Here is a 21,611-nt window from a genome sequence, read left to right as displayed (position 1 = left end):
TATATATTAAAAGAGAATTCGATGTTATCCGTTAATTAGGATTGATTACTGATTAGTTTTTTCATAGGCGATTAGTCAATCCTCTATAAATCTACTTGAGTAAATCGTTTGTCCTAAATAACTCCACTGTCTTTCCCTCTTAAAACCAAGTAAAAAAACAGCACTTTCCAGAAGGTGGAGTGCTGTTTTAAATATGGATATCATTTTATTTTATGTTAAATATGTGGATACTTTAATGGGAGTAGTTTTCTTAACCTATAACTAAGTAAATATCGCCCTATACCTTAATTAGCTGTGCAAACTTCCCCTCAGCCAAGGACGAGGGCGATAGGGACCAATTGGAATTTGGATTAGGCTGGTCTTTCCTTGTTGATCCATTTTATAGAGTTCATCACTCAAATTCGCGTCAAATCCAAGAAGCGGATGCCCTCCCATCCCGAGAGCTTGTGCTGCCAAAAGCAATCGTTGCACGAGCATGCCTGCTTCCATCTGTTGGATTCGGTAGCCCCTGTATCCTAATTCTGCTTTATAAAATTCCTTGTCCCCAGCCACATGCAGGCAAAGCGGTATCTCGAGCAAATTCACATTATCCAGAGACATCCCAGTCTGTAAATGGAGTCGATGGTCTCCTGGGCATATTTCTCTTAACATGTGTTTCGTGCTGTCATAATAGTACGCCCCATTTGAAATACCTTCAACATTATATAAACAACTGTAAATTGTTACACGAGGGACGTTACTCCTATATGCTTCATCTAAATCATTTCGGTATGAAAAAGAAGCCGTTGCTTCTCGGAAAAGGGTGGCTAGTTGTTGTTGACTCACCATCCCCAACACGAAATCCATGTCGGGAGAAAACCGATTTCTGCAGGCCTCGGCCAGATCATATGACAGAGGCTCTATGTGAGGCAATGCCACCGCGGGATCCACACGTTCTGCAGTTCCCCTCCCCCCCATCACCCGAAATGAACGTGTGGAATCCAGCTTAGAAGCTGCGTTCATTGCAGTTATCATCGGATATTCTTTAACACTAAGTGACCTCTCGAAATGTTCTGGTTGAATCGCTGGTAGCTCTTTTCTCAATTCTTCCGATATAATATTTTCGTATAGGTTCCTTCCGGTAGGAGACCAAATGGTGGCTTCCACCGATAGTGGGATTACACTATATATGCTCTCCTCTTGCTCGGATAGTCCAAGCAGATGATTGATTGCGGTATCAAGAAATTGAAAGTACACCCCTGAGGCGAAGCCAAACCGTTTCGCTACCTCCATTAGCTGTCCAAGCAGCACACCAGCATCCAACCCTTGGAGTCGGTACGCAAAGTTGTTGTATTTAAAGAAATTTTTCCAGAACATTGTCGACACAAAGACAATACCAAAACACGAGGAGATGTCACACCGATTGCCTAGAGCTCTGGCTAAATAGGAATCGAAATTCCCTTCCCTCAGCAATACCAGGCTATGGTGTGCTACATCATAATGGTAGACCCCATCAGGGAGTCCCTCCACCTTCAAATATACGTACAATTCATTAGGGTACAACGCTCCACCTGAAGGAGCAAACCGCCGATACGACTGTAAAGGGTAGGAATCTTGCTCCGTGGAATCCATTGGAAAGGCTGATTGGCTCAATTGAGTAAAACCAAATACATACCAGAGAAAATGACCGACTCTATTAAGGTCCAATCTTGCGGGAGGTTCTCCTCCAGTAAGCGTCAGCGGTACTTCCGTGGACAGTGGAACAACCGGTAATCCACGATAGAGCTTATATGCAAGCGGTGCATCCTCCCAATCTGCTTCCCAGTTCGGCTGATTTGCCTTATCAATATCAAAATGCAGATTGTATAGAAATTCTTCCAGACTCATCCTCTACCTCCTAATCACTGCTTATGGAAACGGATGCGGATGTGGATTGAATTGTTCGGGTGTTAATGGTTTATTCGTATACCCAAGCTCCATGGGGACTCGGAATACTCTCTCAAGACCCGTCAGGCGGGTAAGGTGATGCCCGAATGTCATCGGCAACATCCCCGGAATCAGTACTTTTACACAATACAATCCGTTTCGTATCGTTTCCGGTGTCGTCTGGTCTATTATAACTACATCAAGGTTTAACTGACGGAACACCTGAAGGATGTCTTGCAAATCATCGGTAAGATCGGTATGATTTGACTTCCACCTAAACTCCTCTTTAAAAGATCGCATTGGGCTATTGTCGTCAAGCAAAAAGCTTAAGCGCTCTTCTGCTTGCGGCAAACCGTACAGCATGCCGTGGTCCTCCATCTGCCGCACTAGGGAAGAATCATGCAGCATTCTTTCATACTCCTCCTGGTTCGCCTCAAATTTTTCATCAAGATTCAGCATCATACCAGCAAGCTCTTGAACTGCGCTTTTCACCGCCCGTACCGGATCCAGGTGAGCTCCGGCCGCACAGATGAGATTCAATCCCTTTTCCTTTCTGTTTTTAGCAATTGCCCAAATACTTGGAATACCGTGTTCCATTGTGGAGTTATACAAATACAAATCATACCCAGCAACCGCTCGCATCCGTTCGACCATTAATTCTAATTCCTGGTCGCCAGCTGTAAAAGGATCCAGTCGCGGAAGGTTCAGCTTCGCGTACCAAGTCATCAGGAATGAATCACGTTCGACCACTTCCATAATTCCGTAGAAAATGGCCTCCTCTAAACTTCCTCCTAGCGCACATCCATTGGAAGTTTCATAGATAAAACCTTGTGACGCGCATCCAACACTGTAATAGGCAAGGAGTTCTGGAACTAGAATTGGACGCCCTTCTAACAACGAATAACCCCATACCCAATTAATAGAACGATCAGGATCGAACGATTTAAATGGAAAACTAGGCTGCGCATATTGTTCTTTTGCATGTACGCCTACCTTCAATGGATTGAGCGCTTGATTTTCCAGGTTATGAAAACTATCATGGATCACTGTCCGTTTGCCACGTGGTTCTAAACCGCAATGTCGCTCCAATCCCTCTAAAATGGCTGTCAACACACTTTCTGCATATGAATGAGTCCGGCCAGCTGTTCCCTCGTCCCCGTCAAACATAGGAAGATTAACACTCGCATCAGCAAATGGAGTCACTAGGTCATACATTTTACTATTCAAAAGGCCGGTACGATTATCCAGATAGTCTTTGACAATAACTTTTTTCATCTCATCCAACTGACGGCATCGAAAAATACTGGAACTGAGTTTCGGGCTTGGCTGCAGTGAAATTCGGGCTAATGTCTGTGAATCGTCGGGTAATCGACCACAGACCGAACACAACGGGTTCGGCAGAAAAGAATGCCATGAGCTATTCAGTGTTTTCAAGTCAATTAGATATATCTTACCTTCCGAATAAGCCTGATTACCTTGTAATAAATTCTGTACCTCAACCCCAATCAGGTAAGCCATTTGCAAAAGGCCGGTACTTGAAGCCCACGGGTCACTTCCTATTCCTCCGGTCACAGCCAGCCTCTGTTGCACCTGTTGCATCTCTGTGCGATCACGTCCTCCCATGAGACGTCTCATGTCCGCACATTGGGAGCAACCTGCTGCACCTGGTCGTACGAGCGGACCAACTACACCTTCTCCAAATGAAACGAAGCCTCTGAGCCAGGGAGTACCAGTCTTTCGTAACACTTCTTCCGCCTTTTGATGAACAGAGGGTTCCCAATCGTCATCCAAAAAAAGAGCCAAATCAGTATTCTTTGGCACGCCTTCCTCAAAATTGGGCTTACGAATAACTAGATGGTGTGCTGACAGTTCTTCGCTTACAAGGTCCGCCAGCACCCCTTCTCCGACAACCAGCACGAAGGAACTCAATGTGATTCCTCCTCTCGCAGCAAAACACCAAACACTCCGTCTAGTTGCTCTTTAAAAACAGGTTCGATCCCTAATTCAAATACTAAGACCCTTTTTCCTTTATGCTCCAATATTTCCATAGCTTCCTTTAGGATATCCGCTTGTATCCTCTCGTCACATGCAGGAATGCTAAGACTAATTGGCATTTTCTCTTCCAAAAGTACGGACGTTACCTCACAGGCTAGTTCATTAGAGGAATCCGGTTTGTTTTGCACTTTGATAAGTGCCTGTTGCAATGCCTTCCGTAACGCCATTGTTATATTTAAATCTGCACTGCCATACCATCCATCTTTTGTACCTACCCATACTACAGGAAAACCGAATAATTCCTTTCCTCTTCCGATAATTGGTGCTCCCTGCATCGTAGTCAGTGCCTCTAAATAGAACCGGCATCTCTCATCTTCTATAACACTCAACTGTACTCGAGAAACAGAATACTTCTGATTAAGTTGTTGCTTGCTAAGTTCCTCTGCCAAACACTTTTGCAATCCACGGCCAACACCTTCCACAAAAGATTCACCAGCTCCAACCCCGACAATATCCTCCGGTACTACTACACTTCCATCAACATTTTTATTTAGCGGCAGAGTATTAACGATCAAACTGACCATTCGTGACACATACGTTTCAATCCCAGTTAGTCCTGCTTCTCTTCGTGCCTCCTCATGAGTCAAACCTGAACAGACAATGTCTTGCATCAACTCAGCTGGTCCCTCCGACAACGGGTCGACTGCCTGAACGCGGCACTGAGCTAACGGAAGCTGCTTTAAATCTCCCTCCTCCCAAATATGAAATATTCCCGATTCCTCTGATGTCAACTGGTTGAAATAAAGTAGTAATTTACCTGACTCAACTTTCTCTAAGCCTACTTGGAGACGGCTTCCGACATCTTCAACCCATTCTGCAGATATACTGCTTGTTACCAGTGGGTGAGGTAAAAACGAATGCCAGTTTCCCTCCAATGTATCTAAATTCAGAAGAAAAACCCTATTTTTCTGTTCCAATTCCATGACACCTGTAACCTCTTTAAACAATTCAAATACGATCACATTGGCTAACAACGATCCCGGAGTGGCAGAGAAGGCAGGGAATTGCCCATTTTTGAATAAGGCAGAATGGTGTAAACGGCGCCATGCTGTCTCCCAACACACCTCGGAATCTGGATGTACTAATGGACCTGCTAAACCTACCTGTTGCAGACATATAGCGGGGAGAAACATTTTCTTCTCTTCCCTGCAAACTATATGAAGATGTCTAAGTTCCTCAAGTTCTCCCTCCTGACTCACATACAAAATCGAATCAAAGGGCTTCACTATTTCTCGCCATCCCTCCTTCTTTTGTGGAATCTCCTTTAAGTCAACCTCTGAGTCTATTTTTCGTGCATGTTCCACAAGTTCTTTTAATCTCTGTCTATTGGTGGGAACCTCATCTGTGATTAGCACTCGGACCTTAGTCAAACCAGATTCAATCAACGAAGAAACCAATGAATTTAAAATAGGACCAGAGCCAACTGCCAGCACTTTGTTCTGACGAAAATCTTGAAAACGGGCCGCCCCAGAACCAACTAAATTGTCCACAAATTCAATTTGAGATGCATGCTTTTTAAGTTGATAACCTGACAATTGATGCGGAAGGTCCTGACTTAAATCTCGAACATACCCATTCGTATACAGCACTTCTGCGATTTCATATACCCGTTCCCGATATGGTCCAGGCAATCCGTTAGTCAAATTCCCTAAAGTATACTCCCCATTGAACATCGGTAACAACTTTTCAATCCACTGATCGATCCCACTGCCTTCGATACGGAATGAACTTAAGTTGTTTCGAAAATACACACCTCTGTTTGGTTCAGGGAGATAGAACGTGTCCCTCTTCACTTTCAGACGCATAGAAGGGTTCAAATTTGTCATCTCTCTCCTCCTTACCCCTTGTAACCATAAATGTTCAATATCACTACCATTATCATCGTATGTACAGCAATTTGTCCGTTATGTCTCATCTTATAGAGAAAGACCCCTGCAACAATGCAGGGGTCCTTCTCAAATAGAAAAATAAACTACTAACCGGCTTAGCTGCCGCCACCACAACGGCCACCGCCACCACAACGGCCACCACCGCCGCATCTAGAGCAACGAGAACAATTAAAGCAATTAAAGCAGTTAAAACAGTTAAAACAGTTAAAACAGTTAAAACAGCTAAAGCATCTAAAGCATCGGCCAAAACCAAATCCCACACCAACAATTTGTCGATCCTGATCAGTATAGTACTGATTTTGATCCCAAGTGACTGCCTGAGTCGCTTGGAAATCACCAACATTCAACATTTGAAGTTCATTTTGGAAATCATTCATTTTCTTTTCCTCCTCAAATAAATTAACAAAGGTGCCAGCAATTTAAAACGGGAACAACCGAGTTAAATAGAAAAAACTGTACACCAGATGAATACATTAAATGTTTCAAATACTCTTCAACAAATTATGTACAATAGATGGGTATTGTTACTGATACAAAAGCCTAATTTAAAGAAACTGGAAAAAGCCGTTCAAAACGAAAACAGGATGATTATAAAAAAAACGCCTGAATCGGCGGCTGAATCATCAAAACTGGTGTATTATTTTTAGCTATTCATATGCTCAATACTTTTACCTTCAACAACGGCTTTATTTGCTCCAATCGACAGCCTCGCGACAAATATAAACATAAGCATTGCACTAAGCAATTGGACGCTTTGGAGCATCGTAAAGAACCAAGGGACTGGACGGTTAAAGTCTCTACACTTGATAAAATACTCATTTCCACCGCGCTGATATCCTTCTCAGTAAAATTGGACTCTTTTATGTTAAATAAAAGTTCCTTTGTAGCTGTAGAATACTGTTTTTTCCTTGCTTTATTACGTAAAGTTTCTATTAAAAATACATTAAAGATATTATTATCTGAAGCAACTGTTAAAACAAAAAGGTATAACTATGACTGAATTGTATGAGATTACAGAAATCTCTCAGAATGCTTTGAGCCTTATTTCAAATGGTAAAAGTAATGGAATTCAATTTAATACATTAGATAAAATACTAGAAGCAACTAATTCCAAAATTGAGGAACTTATTGAATATGGTGAGGAGCTATATTCTCTTTTTATCAGATTAGAACATAATAACAGCAAGAATCTAATTTCTTAGGTTGGGGATTCAAAGGGTAGTCATTTTACATCTAAATAAATAAAAAACCCTTTCTCGAAAATCCGAGAAAGGGTTGTAAAACGTTGATATATAAAAAATATTAACGTTTTGAGAACTGAGGTGCACGACGAGCGCCTTTAAGACCGTATTTTTTACGTTCTTTCATACGAGCGTCACGAGTTAATAGACCTTCAGGTTTTAGTGTTGCGCGATATTCTGGGTCTGCTTGTAATAGTGCACGAGCGATACCGTGGCGGATTGCTCCAGCTTGACCAGTGAATCCTCCACCGTTTACGTTTACTAATACATCATAGTTCCCAAGAGTTTCTGTTGCAGCAAGAGGTTGTTTTACAACTTCTCTTAGTGCTGCAGATGAAAGATAGTTCTCGATTTCACGACCGTTAACAACGATGTTTCCGTTACCTGGTACTAGACGTACACGAGCAACAGAGCTTTTACGACGACCTGTTCCGTAATATTGTACCTGTGCCAATATAATTCCCTCCTTACGTATTATCCGCGAAGTTCGTAAACTTCTGGTTTTTGTGCTTCATGTGGATGAGTGTCTCCTGCAAACACATGTAATTTTTTAAACATTTGACGACCTAAGCTACCTTTTGGAAGCATTCCACGGATTGCTAGTTCAAGCATTTTCTCTGAATAGTTAGTACGCATTTCAAGAGCCGTGCGAGATTTAAGTCCGCCTGGATGTTGGCTGTGACGGTAGTAAATCTTGTCAGTCAATTTTTTACCTGTTAATTCGATTTTTGCTGCATTAAGAATGATTACATGATCACCAGTATCAACGTGTGGTGTGTAAGTTGGTTTGTGTTTCCCGCGTAGAATAGAAGCAACTTCGCTAGCAAGACGACCTAAAGTTTTACCTTCTGCGTCAATTACAAGCCATTTGCGCTCTACTTCACTTGCTTTCGCCATATAAGTTGTACGCATGTTTTACCCTCCTAGAATTTCAACTTTCGAACGTTTTATTTTAAACACGATTAATTTCCGGGGCTAATCGTGGGTTTAAAATTACATACATATGTTATATTAGCCTGTTGTATTCCCAATGTCAAGAGGATGTTACACCAGGTTTAGTTGTCATAGTAAACTTTCCACAAGTATAGCCCATGTCCAGGTGCAGTTTTGCCTGTTAGAGTGCGATTTTTCGCCTCTAGCATCCCTGAAATATCTTTTGTGAAACTTTTTCCGCTACCAAGATCAAGAAGTGTTCCCACTAGAATTCGGACCATATTATAAAGAAATCCGTTTCCTACAAATCTAAATGTAAGCACGTCTCCTTCTTCAATAATTTCCGCTTCATAGATTGTTCTCACTTTATCTTCTATCTCCGTCTTTGCTGAACAAAAACTTGTAAAATCATGTGTACCAATTACGCTCTTTATAGCTTCCTTCATCACCTTACGATCTAACTCGTATGGAACATGGTGCATATAATGCCTTAAGAACACATCGCGACTTTTGCTGCAAAGCACTTTGTAACGGTATTCCTTTTTTTTCACGCTAAAACGAGCATGAAAATCTTCTGACGTTTCCTTTGTATCAACTACTACAATATCTTCTGGCAAGAGCGCATTGGCTCCTCGCTCAAGCTGGCTTACGCTGATAGTACTTATAGTATCAAAGTGAAACACCTGCCCTTTAGCATGGACAGACGCATCTGTGCGGCCTGAGGCATGGATTTTTACTTCCTTACCTCCATGGAGACGGGTAAGGGCCTTTTCAATCTCTTCTTGCACAGTACGGGCATTAGGCTGAATTTGATAGCCTGAAAAAAGTGTTCCGTCATATGCTACAGTACATTGAATTCTTCGCATCTCTCACATCTCCTAGACTCTTACGATAAATAGAGCAGCAGCAACAATAACAAATATGATAAGGGCCATGGTATCAATAGCCCCCCAGCTAAGCTGACGATACTTTGTCCGTCCTTCTCCACCTTGATACCCTCTTGCTTCCATAGCTGTTGCTAGCTCTTCTGCACGTTTAAAAGCACTAATAAAAAGCGGAATTAAGAGTGGCACAACGGCCTTTAGACGATCTTTAAGAGGCCCGCTCGAAAAGTCTACTCCACGTGCTGTTTGAGCCTTCAAGATTTTGTCTGTTTCATCCATCAAAGTGGGAATAAAACGAAGCGAAATAGACATCATAAGTGCTAATTCATGAACAGGGAAACGGACTTTCTTTAATGGATGTAAAAGTGTCTCCATGCCATCTGTTACCTCAATTGGTGTTGTTGTAAGAGTTAACAGGGTTGTAAGTAAAATTAAAAATAAGAACCTAAGCGAAATATAAATCCCTTGAATAACTCCGCCTTCATAGATCTTCAGAAAACCAATATCTGCGATTACTTCTCCTTCCCTCGTCATAAAAATATGAAGGAGAAAGGTAAAAATAATAATAAACAATATTGGCTTTAGCCCTTTAATAATAAAATAAATCGGAACTCGACTTACAAGTACTGCTAAAATAGCAAACAAACCAATAATGCTGTAGCTTACAATATTATTCGCAAGAAAAATAACAGCTACATAGAAAAAAACGATAATAAGCTTTGCACGAGGATCCATACGATGAATAAAAGAATCTCCTGGAACATACTGACCAATAATCATATTATTCATCATGAGCTTGTCCTCCAAAAAGCTTTGTGACCTCTTCTACGGCCTTTTGAAATGTAATAGCCCCGTGACTAAGGGAGACGCCCAAACGCTGTTCTAGATCCAATATGAACTGCAGAGGCTCTGGAATATCTAATCCAATCTCTTTAAGCTTTTCATATTGCTTAAAGATTTCCTTTGGTGTTCCGCTCATTGAAACTTTCCCTTTATCCATTACAATAATGCGATCTGCATATTGTGCTGCATCTTCCATACTGTGCGTTACAAGTACAATCGTTAATCCTTGTTCTTTATTTAAAGAGGAGATTAAATTCATAATCTCATTACGCCCTTTTGGATCAAGTCCTGCTGTTGGCTCATCAAGAACAAGCACTTGCGGTTCCATCGCTAAAATCCCTGCAATTGCCACACGGCGCATCTGTCCACCGCTTAAATCAAACGGTGATTTCTGCAGAACTTCCTTTGGCAAACCAACTATTGTAGCAAGCTCATTTGCCCTTTTTTTCGCTTCCTCTTCTGAAACCCCAAAGTTCATCGGACCAAAACAAATATCTTTTTCAACAGTCTCATCAAAGAGCTGATGTTCAGGAAACTGAAAGACAACGCCAACGCGTTTGCGAATTTCTTTTAAATGCTTTTCCTTCTTACCACTTTCAATTGTACGATCTCCTATTTGAATACTCCCTTTAGTTGGCTTCAAAAGGGCATTCAAATGCTGGATAACTGTTGACTTACCAGAGCCTGTATGACCGATTAACGATACGAACTGACCAGAGGGAATGGATAGTGATACATCTTCTAATGCTAATCGTTCAAAAGGTGTTTTAAGCTGATAACGATGTTCTACATTTTTGAATATAATCTCCATAGTTCCTCCACTAAGTTGTCCGTTGTTAAATGAATATATTCTAAAGAAATTCCTTTGTCTCTTAGAACATGACTAATTTGACTAGCAAATGGAAAATCAAGGCCAATCTCAGTCAATTTGCTGCCAAGTTCAAAAATCTCTGAAGGTGTTCCAGTTGCAAAAAGTTCTCCTTTATTGAGGACAATTGCTCTATCAGCTTTCGCTACTTCATTGAGGTCATGGGTAATGGAGATAATCGTTAGATTGCGTTGATTTTTTAACAAACGAATGGTTTCGAGAACTTCACTACGTCCTTTTGGATCAAGCATTGATGTTGCTTCATCTAAAAGGATAACATCAGGTGCCATTGCAACAACACCAGCAATACCAATTCGCTGCTTCTGACCACCAGATAGACGATGCGGCTCATACTTCTCGAACCCTTTCATTCCAACCACTTCAATTGCTTCTCCTACTCTTTTTCTCATTTCTTCATACGGAAAGCCATTATTCTCTAACCCAAAAGCAACGTCGTCTTCAACTGTTGAACCTACAAATTGATTATCAGGATTTTGAAATACCATTCCAATATGGCGACGTACATCCCATACAGAATCTTCTGTAAGCATAAGATCTGCTACTTTCACAGAACCTTGTTCAGGTAGAATGAGGCCGTTTAAAATTTTAGCAAGCGTTGATTTCCCTGAGCCATTATGTCCTGCAATTGCAAGCCATTCTCCCTTATAAACGTTAAGAGATAAGTTGTTTAGCACATAAGGTCCATCTTCTTCGTACCGAAAATACAAGTCTTTCACTTCTATGACTGAGTTTGACATATACAGCCCCCTCTACTATGCTCCTCTAAGCTAATTCGTTTCAACATATAAAAAAAGGGCATTGAGCAGTTGAGAATAACTGTCACGCCCTTGTAGCACCTATATTGTTCAAATGGGCGTCAGACACTTTCTTTAAAAAAGAAGAGAATCCATACGCCCTAAGAACTTCATATATTAAACTAACTCGATGATAGCCATTGGAGCACCGTCACCACGACGAGGTCCAAGTTTCATAATACGAGTGTAGCCACCTTGACGGTCAGCATAACGAGTAGCCACGTCGCTGAAAAGTTTTTGAACAGCGTCTTGACCAGTCTCTTCGTTTGCTACTTCGTGGCGGATGTATGCTGCAGCTTGACGGCGAGCATGTAGATCTCCACGTTTACCAAGAGTGATTAGTTTTTCTACAACAGACTTAAGTTCTTTTGCTTTTGGTTCTGTTGTTTCAATGCGCTCACTGATGATTAAGTCAGTTGCTAAATCGCGAAGAAGTGCTTTACGTTGTGCACTTGTACGACCTAATTTTTGATATCCCATGAGTATTTCCCTCCTTCGTTACTAATTCGCTATCTATCAATCGTCTTTACGTAGTCCAAGACCAAGCTCTTCAAGTTTAGCTTTCACTTCTTCAAGAGATTTACGTCCTAAGTTACGTACTTTCATCATATCTTCTTCTGTTTTATTCGCAAGCTCTTGTACTGTGTTGATGCCAGCACGTTTTAAGCAGTTGTAAGAACGTACAGAAAGGTCAAGTTCTTCAATCGTCATTTCAAGAACTTTCTCTTTTTGATCTTCTTCTTTTTCAACCATAATCTCTGCTTTTTGTGCCTCATCTGTTAATCCCACAAAGATGTTTAAATGCTCTGTTAGGATTTTAGCACCTAGTGCTACAGCTTTTTCAGGCTCAATACTACCGTCAGTCCAAACATCAAGCGTAAGCTTATCGAAGTTTGTCATTTGACCAACACGTGTATTTTCAACATAGTAAGAGACGCGCGTAACAGGCGTGTAGATTGAATCAATTGGAATTACACCAATTGGTTGATCTTCATGCTTGTTCTCAACCGCAGCATCATAACCACGACCTGTTTGAGCTGTTAGACGCATGCGGAACTGTGCATCTGTTTCAAGTGTTGCAATATGAAGATCTGGATTTAAGATCTCAACATCACTATCTCCTTGAATGTCAGCAGCAGTTACAACACCTTTGCCTTGAACATCAATTTCTAACGTCTTCTCTTCATCAGAGTAGATTTTTAATGCAAGCTTCTTCACATTTAAAATGATGTTTGTTACGTCTTCAACAACTCCAGGAATTGTTGAGAACTCATGTAAAACACCATCGATTTGAATAGATGTTACAGCAGCACCAGGGAGAGAGGATAATAGGATACGACGTAAGGAGTTACCCAAAGTAGTACCATATCCACGCTCAAGTGGTTCGACGACGAACTTACCGAACTTTCCATCATCGCTGATTTCTACCGTTTCGATTTTTGGCTTTTCAATCTCTATCATTTATTAAACCCTCCTTCAAAACGTCGAAACCCCAGTTAGATCATTTAGATCCTAAATGATCTAACCGAAATTCCCTCTTAGACAGTTCCCGAATGTGCACAACATTTGACCGGAAAAAAATCTGTATCATATCCCATTATAGACGATAAAATGAAATATATACAGATGAATTAATTATACACGACGACGTTTTGGCGGACGGCATCCATTATGAGGTACTGGTGTAACATCTTTAATTGCTGTTACTTCAAGTCCTGCTGCTTGAAGAGCACGGATAGCTGCTTCACGACCAGCACCAGGGCCTTTAACTGTAACCTCTAATGTTTTTAAACCATTTTCCATACCTGTTTTAGCAGCTGTTTCAGCAGCCATTTGTGCAGCGAATGGAGTAGATTTACGAGATCCACGGAATCCAAGTGCACCAGCACTAGACCAAGAAATCGCATTACCTTGCATATCAGTGATCGTTACAATCGTATTGTTGAAAGTTGAACGAATGTGAGCGATACCTGACTCAATATTCTTTTTCACACGACGTTTACGAGTGTTTGTTTTACGAGCCATGTTGGATAACCTCCCTTACTTATTATTTCTTTTTGTTAGCTACTGTACGACGTGGACCTTTACGTGTACGAGCATTGTTTTTAGTATGTTGACCACGAACTGGTAAGCTACGACGGTGGCGAAGACCACGGTAAGAACCAATTTCGATTAGACGTTTGATGTTTAGAGAAACTTCACGACGAAGATCTCCTTCTACTTTATATCCGTCAACAATTTCACGAATTTTATTTAATTCATCTTCTGTTAGATCGCGAACGCGAGTATCTTCAGAAACGCCAGCTTCAGCTAAGATTTTTTGAGCTGTTACTTTACCGATTCCGAAAACGTAAGTCATTGAGATAACTACGCGCTTATCACGAGGGATATCTACACCTGCAATACGTGCCATAAGAAAAGTGCACCTCCTTGAGAATTAGCCTTGTTTTTGTTTATGCTTTGGATTTTCACAAATAACCATTACTTTTCCTTTTCTGCGGATAACTTTACATTTTTCGCAGATTGGTTTGACTGATGGTCTTACTTTCATGTGTTATTACCTCCTTAGTAATACGGAGTGCATAGTTTATTTGAAACGATACGTGATTCTTCCACGAGTTAGATCATATGGTGATAGCTCAACAGTAACTTTATCACCAGGTAAAATACGAATGAAATGCATGCGAATTTTACCAGAAACATGAGCTAGCACTGTATGACCATTTTCTAATTCTACCTTGAACATTGCATTTGGTAAAGTCTCAATCACGGTACCTTCTACTTCAATTACATCGTCTTTCGCCATACAATTGCTCTCCTTTCTTTGCCCCAGCAACAAGGCAGTTATTCTAATGTAACAAAATTTACTAACCTGTTCTGAACATTCGGAGAAACGTAATCATCCAATACAAGGCAAACTACGTTTTCACGTACAGCTTTGCCATTTTTGTAACGAATCAGACAACATGGACTAACAATCTTGTTGACTATGACTACAACTGTCTAGGGTTAACGATAGAGACCTGTTCTATATTCAAAGCTTGGTCAGTATTTCATATCCATCCTCAACAATTGCGATAGTATGCTCAAAATGTGCACAGTACTTTTTGTCCTGTGTAACTACAGTCCAACCATCAGCCAATGTTTTCACATAACGGCTTCCAGCATTCACCATAGGTTCAATTGCAAGCACCATACCGGGTCTTAATCGAGGACCTTTGTTTGGGGGACCATAATGAGGAATCTGTGGATCTTCATGTAAGTCTTGCCCCACTCCATGCCCAACATATTCTCGAACAACAGAAAAACCGTGTTCTTCAACATATGTTTGAATAGCATGAGAAATATTTGATAAACGATCACCAGGAATCGCTTTTTCTAATCCTTTGTAAAGAGACTCTTCAGTCACCTTTAACAACTTTTCTGCTTCATCAGAAACAGAACCTACTGCATATGTCCAAGCTGAATCACCATGATACCCGTTATAATATGCACCGATATCAATGCTGATGATGTCTCCATCATTTAGCTTGCGGTCACCAGGAATACCGTGAACAAGTTCTTCGTTAACAGAAGCACATATGCTGCCTGTAAAACCATTATAACCTTTAAAAGAAGGTTCTGCATCATGCTGGCGAATAATCTTCTCTGCAATTCTATCCAATTCCTTAGTAGTAATACCAGGTTTGATATGTTTTTGCAGTTCCTGATGCGTTAACGCAACAATCCGTCCAGCTTCACGCATGATTTCAAGTTCACGTGGCGTTTTGCAAATAATCATTTGCTTGCGCCTCCGAGCAATGCACGAATGTCTTCAAAGACTTTAGTAATATCTTGGTCACCTTTAATGTTGCGCAAGTAGCCTTTTTGATTGTAGAAATCAAGAAGTGGTTGAGATTGCTTAACATTGACAGCGAGTCGGTTTGATACTGTTTCAGGATTGTCATCCTCACGTTGATAAAGTTCTCCACCACATTTGTCGCAAGTCCCCTCTTGACTTGGTGGATTGAACACTAGGTGGTAAGTTGCTCCACAATTTTTGCAAATACGACGACCTGTTAGACGTTCCATTAGAATATCTTGATCCACATCAATGTTAATTACATAGTCAAGTGGACGTTTTAATTCTTCAAGAATGTTTTCCAGAGCTTCAGCTTGCGCTACAGTTCTTGGAAATCCATCAAGTAAGAAGCCTTCTTTGCAATCGTCCTTAGCTAAACGCTCGCGTACAATACCGATTGTAACTTCATCAGGTACTAGCTCACCTTTATCCATGAACTGTTTTGCTTTTACTCCTAAGTCTGTTCCTTCTTTGATCGCTGCTCGGAACATATCTCCTGTTGAGATATGAGGGATGTTATAGTATTCGACCATTTGTTCAGCTTGTGTGCCTTTCCCAGCTCCAGGAAGACCCATTAATACTAAGTTCATTGACTTTCCCCCTCAGTCTCTTCTCTATATAAGAGTTTTACAACTCTTTTTATTTAATAAAGCCTTTGTAATGACGTTTAACGAGCTGACTTTCTAGTTGTTTCATTGTTTCAAGGGCAACCCCGACAATGATCAACAATCCAGTACCACCAATTTGAGCAGAAGAAGGTAAGTCAGCAAACTTAATAAACAGGGTTGGTAAAATCGCAATTATTGAAAGGAAAAGTGCACCAACTATTGTTAAGCGATACAACACCTTTGTAATAAATTCTTGCGTGTTCTTTCCTGGACGAATGCCTGGAATATAACCGCCTTGCTTTTGTAAGTTCTCTGCCACTTGTTCTGGGTTTACTTGAACAAAAGTGTAGAAGTAAGTAAATGCTACAATTAGGGCTACGTAAACGCTCATGCCAATAGGCTGTGTATAATCAAATGTTTTTTGAATCCATTCTGTTACATCATTTGAGCCGAAAAACGATGCAATCGTTGGTGGCGTAATGATAAATGAAACCGCAAAAATAACTGGAATAACACCCGCCGCGTTAACCTTTAACGGTAAATGCGTTGATTGTCCTCCCACTTGATTACGGCCAGCTAGACGTTTTGCATATTGAATCGGAATTTTACGAAGCGCTTGTTGGAAGAAGATAACTCCCACAATGATAGCCAATACGACTACTGCTAGTAATACCATTGTTGCAATACGCAAGAAAAGCTGATCGCCAACATCTTCAAATTGCTGCGCATAAATTTGGTTCAATGTATTTGGAATACCAGCTACCATACCTGCAAAAATGATAATAGAAACTCCATTACCAACGCCTTTTGCTGTAATCTGCTCACCAAGCCACATTAAAAAGGCTGTTCCTGCAGTTAAAATAATCGCAATAACAGCATATGTCATTGCTCCTGGGTTCTGAATGAGTTGGCCTTGAGCCATATTGTTAAAGCCGATGGACATTCCAACAGCTTGAACAAGACCTAAAACAATTGTTAAGTAACGAGTAAATTGAGCTAATTTACGACGTCCAACTTCACCTTGTTTTGACCACTCTGTAAACTTAGGAACAACATCCATCTGCAACAGCTGTACGATGATGGATGCTGTGATGTATGGCATAATACCCATTGCTAAAATAGAGAAATTTTGAAGTGCACCACCGCCAAATGTATTTAGTACTCCAAATACATTTAGCTGATCTTGCACTTTCAAAACATCAGTATTTACGTTTGGAACTGGAATGAAAGTTCCGATTCGAAAAATTACAAGCATTAGCAAGGTGAAAAGAATTTTATTTCTAATTTCACCTACGCGCATCAAATTGGAGATTGTCTGAAACATTAAATCACCTCAGTTTTACCGCCTGCAGCTTCGATAGCCTCTTTTGCAGAAGCAGAAAATTTGTTAGCTTTAACAGTTAGCTTTTTGCTTACTTCGCCATTGCCAAGAATTTTCACGCCAGCTCTAACTTTGCTGATAACACCAGTTTCAAGAAGAAGTTCCGGAGTTACCTCTGTTCCATCTTCGAAACGATTTAATGTTTCAAGGTTAACAACCGTAAACTCTTTACGGTTAATGTTTGTGAAACCGCGTTTTGGTAAACGACGGTATAGTGGGTTCTGACCACCTTCAAAACCGATACGTACGCCACCGCCTGAACGAGCGCGTTGACCTTTGTGTCCACGTCCTGAAGTTTTTCCGTTACCACTAGCCATACCACGACCTACACGATTACGTTCTTTACGAGAACCTTCTGCTGGTTTTAGCTCATGAAGTTTCATGGAGACACCTCCTTTTGATTACAATTCTATTATTGTTCTTTAACTGTAACAAGGTGAGCAACTTTGTTGATCATACCACGAATCGCTGCGTTGTCTTCGTGAACCACAGTTTGATGCATTTTACGAAGACCTAACGTTTTGACTGTTACACGTTGGTTTTCTGGGCGACCAATTACGCTGCGAGTGAGGGTAATCGCTAATTTGTTTGCCATTTTGTTTCCCTCCTTATCCTAACAGTTCTTCGACAGATTTGCCACGTAGCTTAGCTACTTCTTCAGCACGTTTTAGTTCACTTAAACCTTGGATTGTAGCACGAACCATGTTGATTGGTGTGTTAGATCCTAGAGATTTAGATAAGATATCACCTACACCTGCTAATTCAAGTACCGCACGGACTGGTCCACCTGCGATAACTCCAGTACCTTCAGATGCTGGTTTTAAGAAGATGCGACCTGCACCAAATTGGCCTAGAATTTCGTGAGGAATAGTTGTTCCTACTGTTGGAACAGTAATAAGGTTTTTCTTAGCATCTTCGATTGCTTTACGGATCGCATCTGGTACCTCTTGAGCTTTACCAGTACCGAAACCAACGTGACCATTTTTGTCACCAACAACTACTAATGCAGCAAAGCGGAAACGACGTCCACCTTTTACAACTTTCGCTACGCGGTTAACCGTAACCACACGCTCTTCAAGTTCTAATTTGCTTGGATCAATACGACGCATCATTTTCCCTCCTTTTACGGTTAAAATTGTAGTCCAGCTTCGCGAGCTGCGTCAGCTAGAGCTTTCACACGACCATGATATAGATATCCGCCACGATCAAAAACAACTTCTTTCACGCCTTTTTCAACTGCGCGTTTTGCAACTAGTTCACCGACTTTTGTAGCAGCGTCTACATTGCTACCAGCTTCAACAGATAAGTCTTTATCTAGAGTAGATGCGCTAGCAAGTGTTACTGCGTTTAAATCATCAATCACTTGTGCATAAATGTGTTGATTTGAACGATACACATTTAAACGTGGGCGAGTAGCTGTACCGAATAATTTTGAACGAACACGAGTATGTCTTTTCTTACGTACTTTATTCTTATCAGCTTTAGTGATCATCTTAGTCACTCCTTTCCTTTAACTAGAACGAACTGCATTATTACTTAGCAGTTTTACCTTCTTTACGACGTACATATTCGCCTTCGTAGCGAATTCCTTTACCTTTGTAAGGCTCAGGTGAACGAACCGCACGAATGTTAGCTGCTAAAGCACCAACGCGTTCTTTGCTAATACCTTTAACAATAACTTTAGTTTGAGATGGAACCTCAACTTCAAGTCCTTGCTCAGGCTCAATTTCAACTGGATGAGAGTAACCAACGTTAAGGATAAGTTTGTTACCAGACTTTTGAGCACGGTAACCTACCCCAACTAGTTCAAGACCTTTTTGGAAGCCGTTAGTAACACCCTCAACCATGTTACCTAAAAGGCTACGAGTTGTACCATGAAGGGCACGGTGTTCTTTGTGGTCACTTGGACGACTTACAGTAAGGATGTTGTCTTCCACGTTGATAGTGATGTCCGGGTTGAATGTATGAGTTAATTCACCTTTAGGACCTTTTACAGTTACAGTATTGTTGTTGTTTGTTACTGTAACACCAGACGGAATTTCTAAGACTTTTTTACCGACACGTGACATACGTTACACCTCCGATCGCTTTATAAATTAATTACCAAACGTATGCTAATACTTCTCCACCAGTTTGTTTTTGGCGAGCTTCTTTGTCGCTTAATACACCTTGTGAAGTAGAAACGATTGCAATACCTAGACCGTTTAGTACACGTGGTACTTCGTCAGCTTTTGCATAAACGCGAAGACCAGGTTTACTAATACGTTTAAGACCTGTGATTACACGCTCGTTGTTTGAACCGTATTTTAAGAAGATACGGATGATACCTTGTTTGTTGTCCTCGATATATTCTACATCGCGAACGAAACCTTCACGTTTAAGGATTTCTGCAACTTGCTTCTTTAAGTTAGAAGCAGGTACTTCAAGTTTTTCATGACGAACCATGTTCGCGTTACGAATACGAGTTAGAAGATCTGCAATTGGATCAGTCATAACCATATTTTTTACCTCCTTCCCATGCTTGGGTTTTACCAGCTAGCTTTTTTAACACCAGGAATTTGACCTTTATAAGCAAGTTCACGGAAACAAATACGGCAAAGCTTAAATTTGCGGATTACAGAGTGTGGACGTCCGCAGCGCTCACAACGAGTGTACGCTTGAACTTCAAACTTCGGCTGACGCTTTTGTTTCGCAATCATTGATTTTTTAGCCACAATTTCGCCTCCTCTGCTTAACGTTGGCCAGAATTATTTCTGGAATGGCATTCCGAATTGAGTTAATAGCTCACGAGACTCTTCGTCTGTGTTTGCAGTTGTAACAATTACGATATCCATACCACGTACTTTGTTTACTTTATCATAATCAATCTCTGGGAAGATTAATTGTTCTTTAATACCTAGAGTGTAGTTTCCGCGACCATCAAATGATTTTTTAGAAACTCCACGGAAGTCACGTACACGAGGAAGAGATACAGAGATCAATTTGTCAAAGAACTCATACATACGCTCTCCACGTAGTGTAACTTTTGCACCAATTGGCATACCTTCACGTAGACGGAAAGTAGCGATTGATTTCTTAGCACGAGTAACTAGTGGTTTTTGACCTGTAAGAGCTGTTAGCTCTTCAACAGCGCTGTCTAATGCTTTAGCATTTTGTACAGCTTCACCAATTCCCATGTTTACTACGATCTTTTCAAGTTTAGGAACTTGCATTACAGATGTATAATTGAACTTCTCTACTAGAGAAGGAGTGATTTCTTTCTGAAATTTTTCTTTCAGGCGGTTCATCAATGAGTACCTCCTTTCACTGACTAATATTATTTATCTAAAGTTTCACCAGATTTTTTTGCTACACGTACCTTTTTGCCGTCTTCAACTTTGTAACCAACACGTGTTGGTTCGCCAGTCTTAGGATCTAACAGCATTACGTTGGATACATGGATAGGTGCTTCCTGGCTGTTGATTCCACCTTGTGGATTTAATTGAGATGGTTTTGAATGTTTCTTAACGATATTCACACCTTCAACAATCACACGGTCTTTTTTCGGATAAGCAGTAAGAACTACGCCTTGTTTGCCTTTATCCTTACCAGAGATAACCACTACTTTGTCACCTTTTTTGACATGCATCTTTTCGCACCTCCTTAAGGACCATCATTTTATCATTTATTAAAGAACTTCTGGAGCAAGGGACACAATCTTCATGAAGCTGTTGTCACGTAGTTCACGTGCAACTGGTCCGAAGATACGAGTACCACGCGGGCTCTTATCGTCACGGATAATTACGCAAGCATTTTCGTCGAAACGGATGTATGAACCATCTTTACGACGAACACCACGTTTAGTACGAACTACTACAGCTTTAACGACATCACCTTTTTTAACAACGCCACCAGGTGTTGCTTGTTTCACCGTAACAACGATAACATCACCGATGTTAGCTGTTTTGCGACCAGATCCACCTAAAACTTTGATTGTTAAAACTTCACGAGCACCAGAGTTGTCAGCAACTTTCAAACGAGATTCTTGTTGAATCATCTAGTTTTACCTCCCTTCGGATCAATCCTCACTATCCGATCATTAGATAATTACAGCTTCTTCAACGACGTCAACTAGACGGAAACGTTTTGTAGCTGAAAGCGGACGAGTTTCCATAATACGCACGATATCGCCAATTTTTGCTTGGTTATTTTCATCATGTGCTTTAAGTTTCTTTGAGTACTTTACGCGTTTGCCGTAAAGTGAATCAGTTTTGTAAGTTTCAACTAGAACTGTGATTGTTTTATCCATTTTGTCAGAAACAACACGCCCAGTGTAAACTTTACGTTGGTTACGTTCACTCATTCTGAA

General features: G+C 40.8%; 31 protein-coding genes. 1 reads left to right on the top strand and 30 read right to left on the bottom strand.

The window, feature by feature from the left end:
* Positions 1-288 precede the first annotated feature (288 nt).
* From ACK3CR_RS08305 to ACK3CR_RS08290, 4 genes are all read right to left on the bottom strand, one after another.
* The gene (locus tag ACK3CR_RS08305) at positions 289-1,866 is read right to left on the bottom strand and encodes a SagB family peptide dehydrogenase (RefSeq protein WP_243515893.1); all 1,578 of its coding nucleotides are present in this window, start codon (positions 1,864-1,866) and stop codon (positions 289-291) included.
* A gap of 21 nt (positions 1,867-1,887) precedes the next feature.
* On the bottom strand, positions 1,888-3,834 hold the full coding sequence (locus tag ACK3CR_RS08300; RefSeq protein ID WP_243515895.1) for a TOMM precursor leader peptide-binding protein: 1,947 nt from the start codon (positions 3,832-3,834) through the stop codon (positions 1,888-1,890).
* A complete protein-coding gene (locus ACK3CR_RS08295; protein ID WP_243515897.1) occupies positions 3,831-5,786 on the bottom strand; it encodes a putative thiazole-containing bacteriocin maturation protein in 1,956 nt (651 codons plus the stop codon). Before ACK3CR_RS08295 ends, ACK3CR_RS08300 begins: the two co-directional genes overlap by 4 nt.
* 158 nt (positions 5,787-5,944) lie before the next feature.
* Positions 5,945-6,199, bottom strand: a complete 255-nt coding sequence (locus ACK3CR_RS08290; protein ID WP_480381037.1) for a heterocycloanthracin/sonorensin family bacteriocin — start codon at positions 6,197-6,199, stop codon at positions 5,945-5,947.
* A gap of 609 nt (positions 6,200-6,808) precedes the next feature.
* Here ACK3CR_RS08290 and ACK3CR_RS08285 point away from each other — a divergent pair.
* The gene (locus tag ACK3CR_RS08285) at positions 6,809-7,051 is read left to right on the top strand and encodes a helix-turn-helix domain-containing protein (protein WP_488975228.1); all 243 of its coding nucleotides are present in this window, start codon (positions 6,809-6,811) and stop codon (positions 7,049-7,051) included.
* Between the two features lie 100 nt (positions 7,052-7,151).
* Here ACK3CR_RS08285 and rpsI read toward each other — a convergent pair whose 3' ends face one another.
* From rpsI to rpsQ, 26 genes are all read right to left on the bottom strand, one after another.
* Positions 7,152-7,544 (bottom strand): 30S ribosomal protein S9, encoded by a 393-nt coding sequence (gene rpsI / locus ACK3CR_RS08280; RefSeq protein WP_019394038.1) that lies wholly within the window; start codon positions 7,542-7,544, stop codon positions 7,152-7,154.
* Between the two features lie 20 nt (positions 7,545-7,564).
* Positions 7,565-8,002, bottom strand: coding sequence for a 50S ribosomal protein L13 (gene rplM / locus ACK3CR_RS08275; RefSeq protein WP_019394039.1), 438 nt, complete (start codon positions 8,000-8,002; stop codon positions 7,565-7,567).
* Between the two features lie 143 nt (positions 8,003-8,145).
* Positions 8,146-8,889, bottom strand: coding sequence for a tRNA pseudouridine(38-40) synthase TruA (gene truA, locus ACK3CR_RS08270; protein ID WP_243515901.1), 744 nt, complete (start codon positions 8,887-8,889; stop codon positions 8,146-8,148).
* A 12-nt stretch (positions 8,890-8,901) separates the two neighbouring features.
* Entirely contained in the window at positions 8,902-9,699 is a 798-nt protein-coding gene (locus ACK3CR_RS08265; RefSeq protein ID WP_243515903.1) for an energy-coupling factor transporter transmembrane component T family protein, read from the bottom strand.
* Positions 9,689-10,561 carry an energy-coupling factor ABC transporter ATP-binding protein gene (locus tag ACK3CR_RS08260; RefSeq protein ID WP_488975218.1) on the bottom strand — a complete coding sequence of 291 codons (873 nt, stop codon included), beginning with the start codon at positions 10,559-10,561 and terminating at the stop codon, positions 9,689-9,691. The genes ACK3CR_RS08265 and ACK3CR_RS08260 overlap by 11 nt, the downstream gene beginning before the upstream one ends.
* On the bottom strand, positions 10,537-11,376 hold the full coding sequence (locus ACK3CR_RS08255; RefSeq protein WP_243515913.1) for an energy-coupling factor ABC transporter ATP-binding protein: 840 nt from the start codon (positions 11,374-11,376) through the stop codon (positions 10,537-10,539). The genes ACK3CR_RS08260 and ACK3CR_RS08255 overlap by 25 nt, the downstream gene beginning before the upstream one ends.
* Before the next feature lie 174 nt (positions 11,377-11,550).
* Positions 11,551-11,913: a 50S ribosomal protein L17 gene (rplQ, locus tag ACK3CR_RS08250; RefSeq protein WP_040056346.1), complete on the bottom strand. Its 363-nt coding sequence runs from the start codon at positions 11,911-11,913 to the stop codon at positions 11,551-11,553.
* 36 nt (positions 11,914-11,949) lie between these two features.
* Positions 11,950-12,894: a DNA-directed RNA polymerase subunit alpha gene (locus ACK3CR_RS08245; protein ID WP_019394045.1), complete on the bottom strand. Its 945-nt coding sequence runs from the start codon at positions 12,892-12,894 to the stop codon at positions 11,950-11,952.
* Between the two features lie 174 nt (positions 12,895-13,068).
* Positions 13,069-13,458: a 30S ribosomal protein S11 gene (gene rpsK, locus ACK3CR_RS08240; RefSeq protein WP_019394046.1), complete on the bottom strand. Its 390-nt coding sequence runs from the start codon at positions 13,456-13,458 to the stop codon at positions 13,069-13,071.
* 22 nt (positions 13,459-13,480) lie between these two features.
* Entirely contained in the window at positions 13,481-13,846 is a 366-nt protein-coding gene (rpsM, locus tag ACK3CR_RS08235; RefSeq protein WP_019394047.1) for a 30S ribosomal protein S13, read from the bottom strand.
* Between the two features lie 24 nt (positions 13,847-13,870).
* Positions 13,871-13,984, bottom strand: coding sequence for a 50S ribosomal protein L36 (gene rpmJ / locus ACK3CR_RS08230; RefSeq protein WP_003156543.1), 114 nt, complete (start codon positions 13,982-13,984; stop codon positions 13,871-13,873).
* A 36-nt stretch (positions 13,985-14,020) separates the two neighbouring features.
* Complete coding sequence (infA, locus tag ACK3CR_RS08225; protein WP_010191517.1) at positions 14,021-14,239, bottom strand: translation initiation factor IF-1; 219 nt, start codon at positions 14,237-14,239, stop codon at positions 14,021-14,023.
* A 228-nt stretch (positions 14,240-14,467) separates the two neighbouring features.
* Positions 14,468-15,214: a type I methionyl aminopeptidase gene (gene map, locus ACK3CR_RS08220; RefSeq protein WP_243515923.1), complete on the bottom strand. Its 747-nt coding sequence runs from the start codon at positions 15,212-15,214 to the stop codon at positions 14,468-14,470.
* On the bottom strand, positions 15,211-15,864 hold the full coding sequence (locus ACK3CR_RS08215) for an adenylate kinase (RefSeq protein WP_111924233.1): 654 nt from the start codon (positions 15,862-15,864) through the stop codon (positions 15,211-15,213). The genes map and ACK3CR_RS08215 overlap by 4 nt, the downstream gene beginning before the upstream one ends.
* 49 nt (positions 15,865-15,913) lie before the next feature.
* Positions 15,914-17,206: a preprotein translocase subunit SecY gene (secY, locus tag ACK3CR_RS08210; RefSeq protein WP_019394050.1), complete on the bottom strand. Its 1,293-nt coding sequence runs from the start codon at positions 17,204-17,206 to the stop codon at positions 15,914-15,916.
* Positions 17,206-17,646: a 50S ribosomal protein L15 gene (rplO, locus tag ACK3CR_RS08205; protein ID WP_019394051.1), complete on the bottom strand. Its 441-nt coding sequence runs from the start codon at positions 17,644-17,646 to the stop codon at positions 17,206-17,208. The genes secY and rplO overlap by 1 nt, the downstream gene beginning before the upstream one ends.
* A 29-nt stretch (positions 17,647-17,675) precedes the next feature.
* Positions 17,676-17,858: a 50S ribosomal protein L30 gene (rpmD, locus tag ACK3CR_RS08200; RefSeq protein ID WP_019394052.1), complete on the bottom strand. Its 183-nt coding sequence runs from the start codon at positions 17,856-17,858 to the stop codon at positions 17,676-17,678.
* A gap of 13 nt (positions 17,859-17,871) precedes the next feature.
* Entirely contained in the window at positions 17,872-18,372 is a 501-nt protein-coding gene (gene rpsE / locus ACK3CR_RS08195) for a 30S ribosomal protein S5 (protein ID WP_019394053.1), read from the bottom strand.
* Positions 18,373-18,392: 20 nt separating this feature from the next.
* Positions 18,393-18,755 carry a 50S ribosomal protein L18 gene (rplR, locus tag ACK3CR_RS08190; RefSeq protein WP_040056348.1) on the bottom strand — a complete coding sequence of 121 codons (363 nt, stop codon included), beginning with the start codon at positions 18,753-18,755 and terminating at the stop codon, positions 18,393-18,395.
* 40 nt (positions 18,756-18,795) lie between these two features.
* Complete coding sequence (rplF, locus tag ACK3CR_RS08185; protein WP_061802642.1) at positions 18,796-19,332, bottom strand: 50S ribosomal protein L6; 537 nt, start codon at positions 19,330-19,332, stop codon at positions 18,796-18,798.
* A 31-nt stretch (positions 19,333-19,363) separates the two neighbouring features.
* A complete protein-coding gene (gene rpsH / locus ACK3CR_RS08180; RefSeq protein WP_019394056.1) occupies positions 19,364-19,762 on the bottom strand; it encodes a 30S ribosomal protein S8 in 399 nt (132 codons plus the stop codon).
* 29 nt (positions 19,763-19,791) lie between these two features.
* Positions 19,792-19,977 (bottom strand): type Z 30S ribosomal protein S14, encoded by a 186-nt coding sequence (locus tag ACK3CR_RS08175; RefSeq protein WP_019394057.1) that lies wholly within the window; start codon positions 19,975-19,977, stop codon positions 19,792-19,794.
* A gap of 33 nt (positions 19,978-20,010) precedes the next feature.
* The gene (gene rplE / locus ACK3CR_RS08170; protein ID WP_019394058.1) at positions 20,011-20,550 is read right to left on the bottom strand and encodes a 50S ribosomal protein L5; all 540 of its coding nucleotides are present in this window, start codon (positions 20,548-20,550) and stop codon (positions 20,011-20,013) included.
* Between the two features lie 29 nt (positions 20,551-20,579).
* Positions 20,580-20,891: a 50S ribosomal protein L24 gene (rplX, locus tag ACK3CR_RS08165; RefSeq protein WP_019394059.1), complete on the bottom strand. Its 312-nt coding sequence runs from the start codon at positions 20,889-20,891 to the stop codon at positions 20,580-20,582.
* Positions 20,892-20,930: 39 nt separating this feature from the next.
* Complete coding sequence (gene rplN / locus ACK3CR_RS08160) at positions 20,931-21,299, bottom strand: 50S ribosomal protein L14 (RefSeq protein WP_019394060.1); 369 nt, start codon at positions 21,297-21,299, stop codon at positions 20,931-20,933.
* Positions 21,300-21,341: 42 nt separating this feature from the next.
* Positions 21,342-21,605: a 30S ribosomal protein S17 gene (rpsQ, locus tag ACK3CR_RS08155; RefSeq protein WP_019394061.1), complete on the bottom strand. Its 264-nt coding sequence runs from the start codon at positions 21,603-21,605 to the stop codon at positions 21,342-21,344.
* Positions 21,606-21,611 lie beyond the last annotated feature (6 nt).

Source organism: Priestia sp. TRM10 (assembly GCF_057808375.1).
Note: the sequence above shows the minus strand (reverse complement) of the source record. Positions and strands in the feature narration are given on the sequence as shown.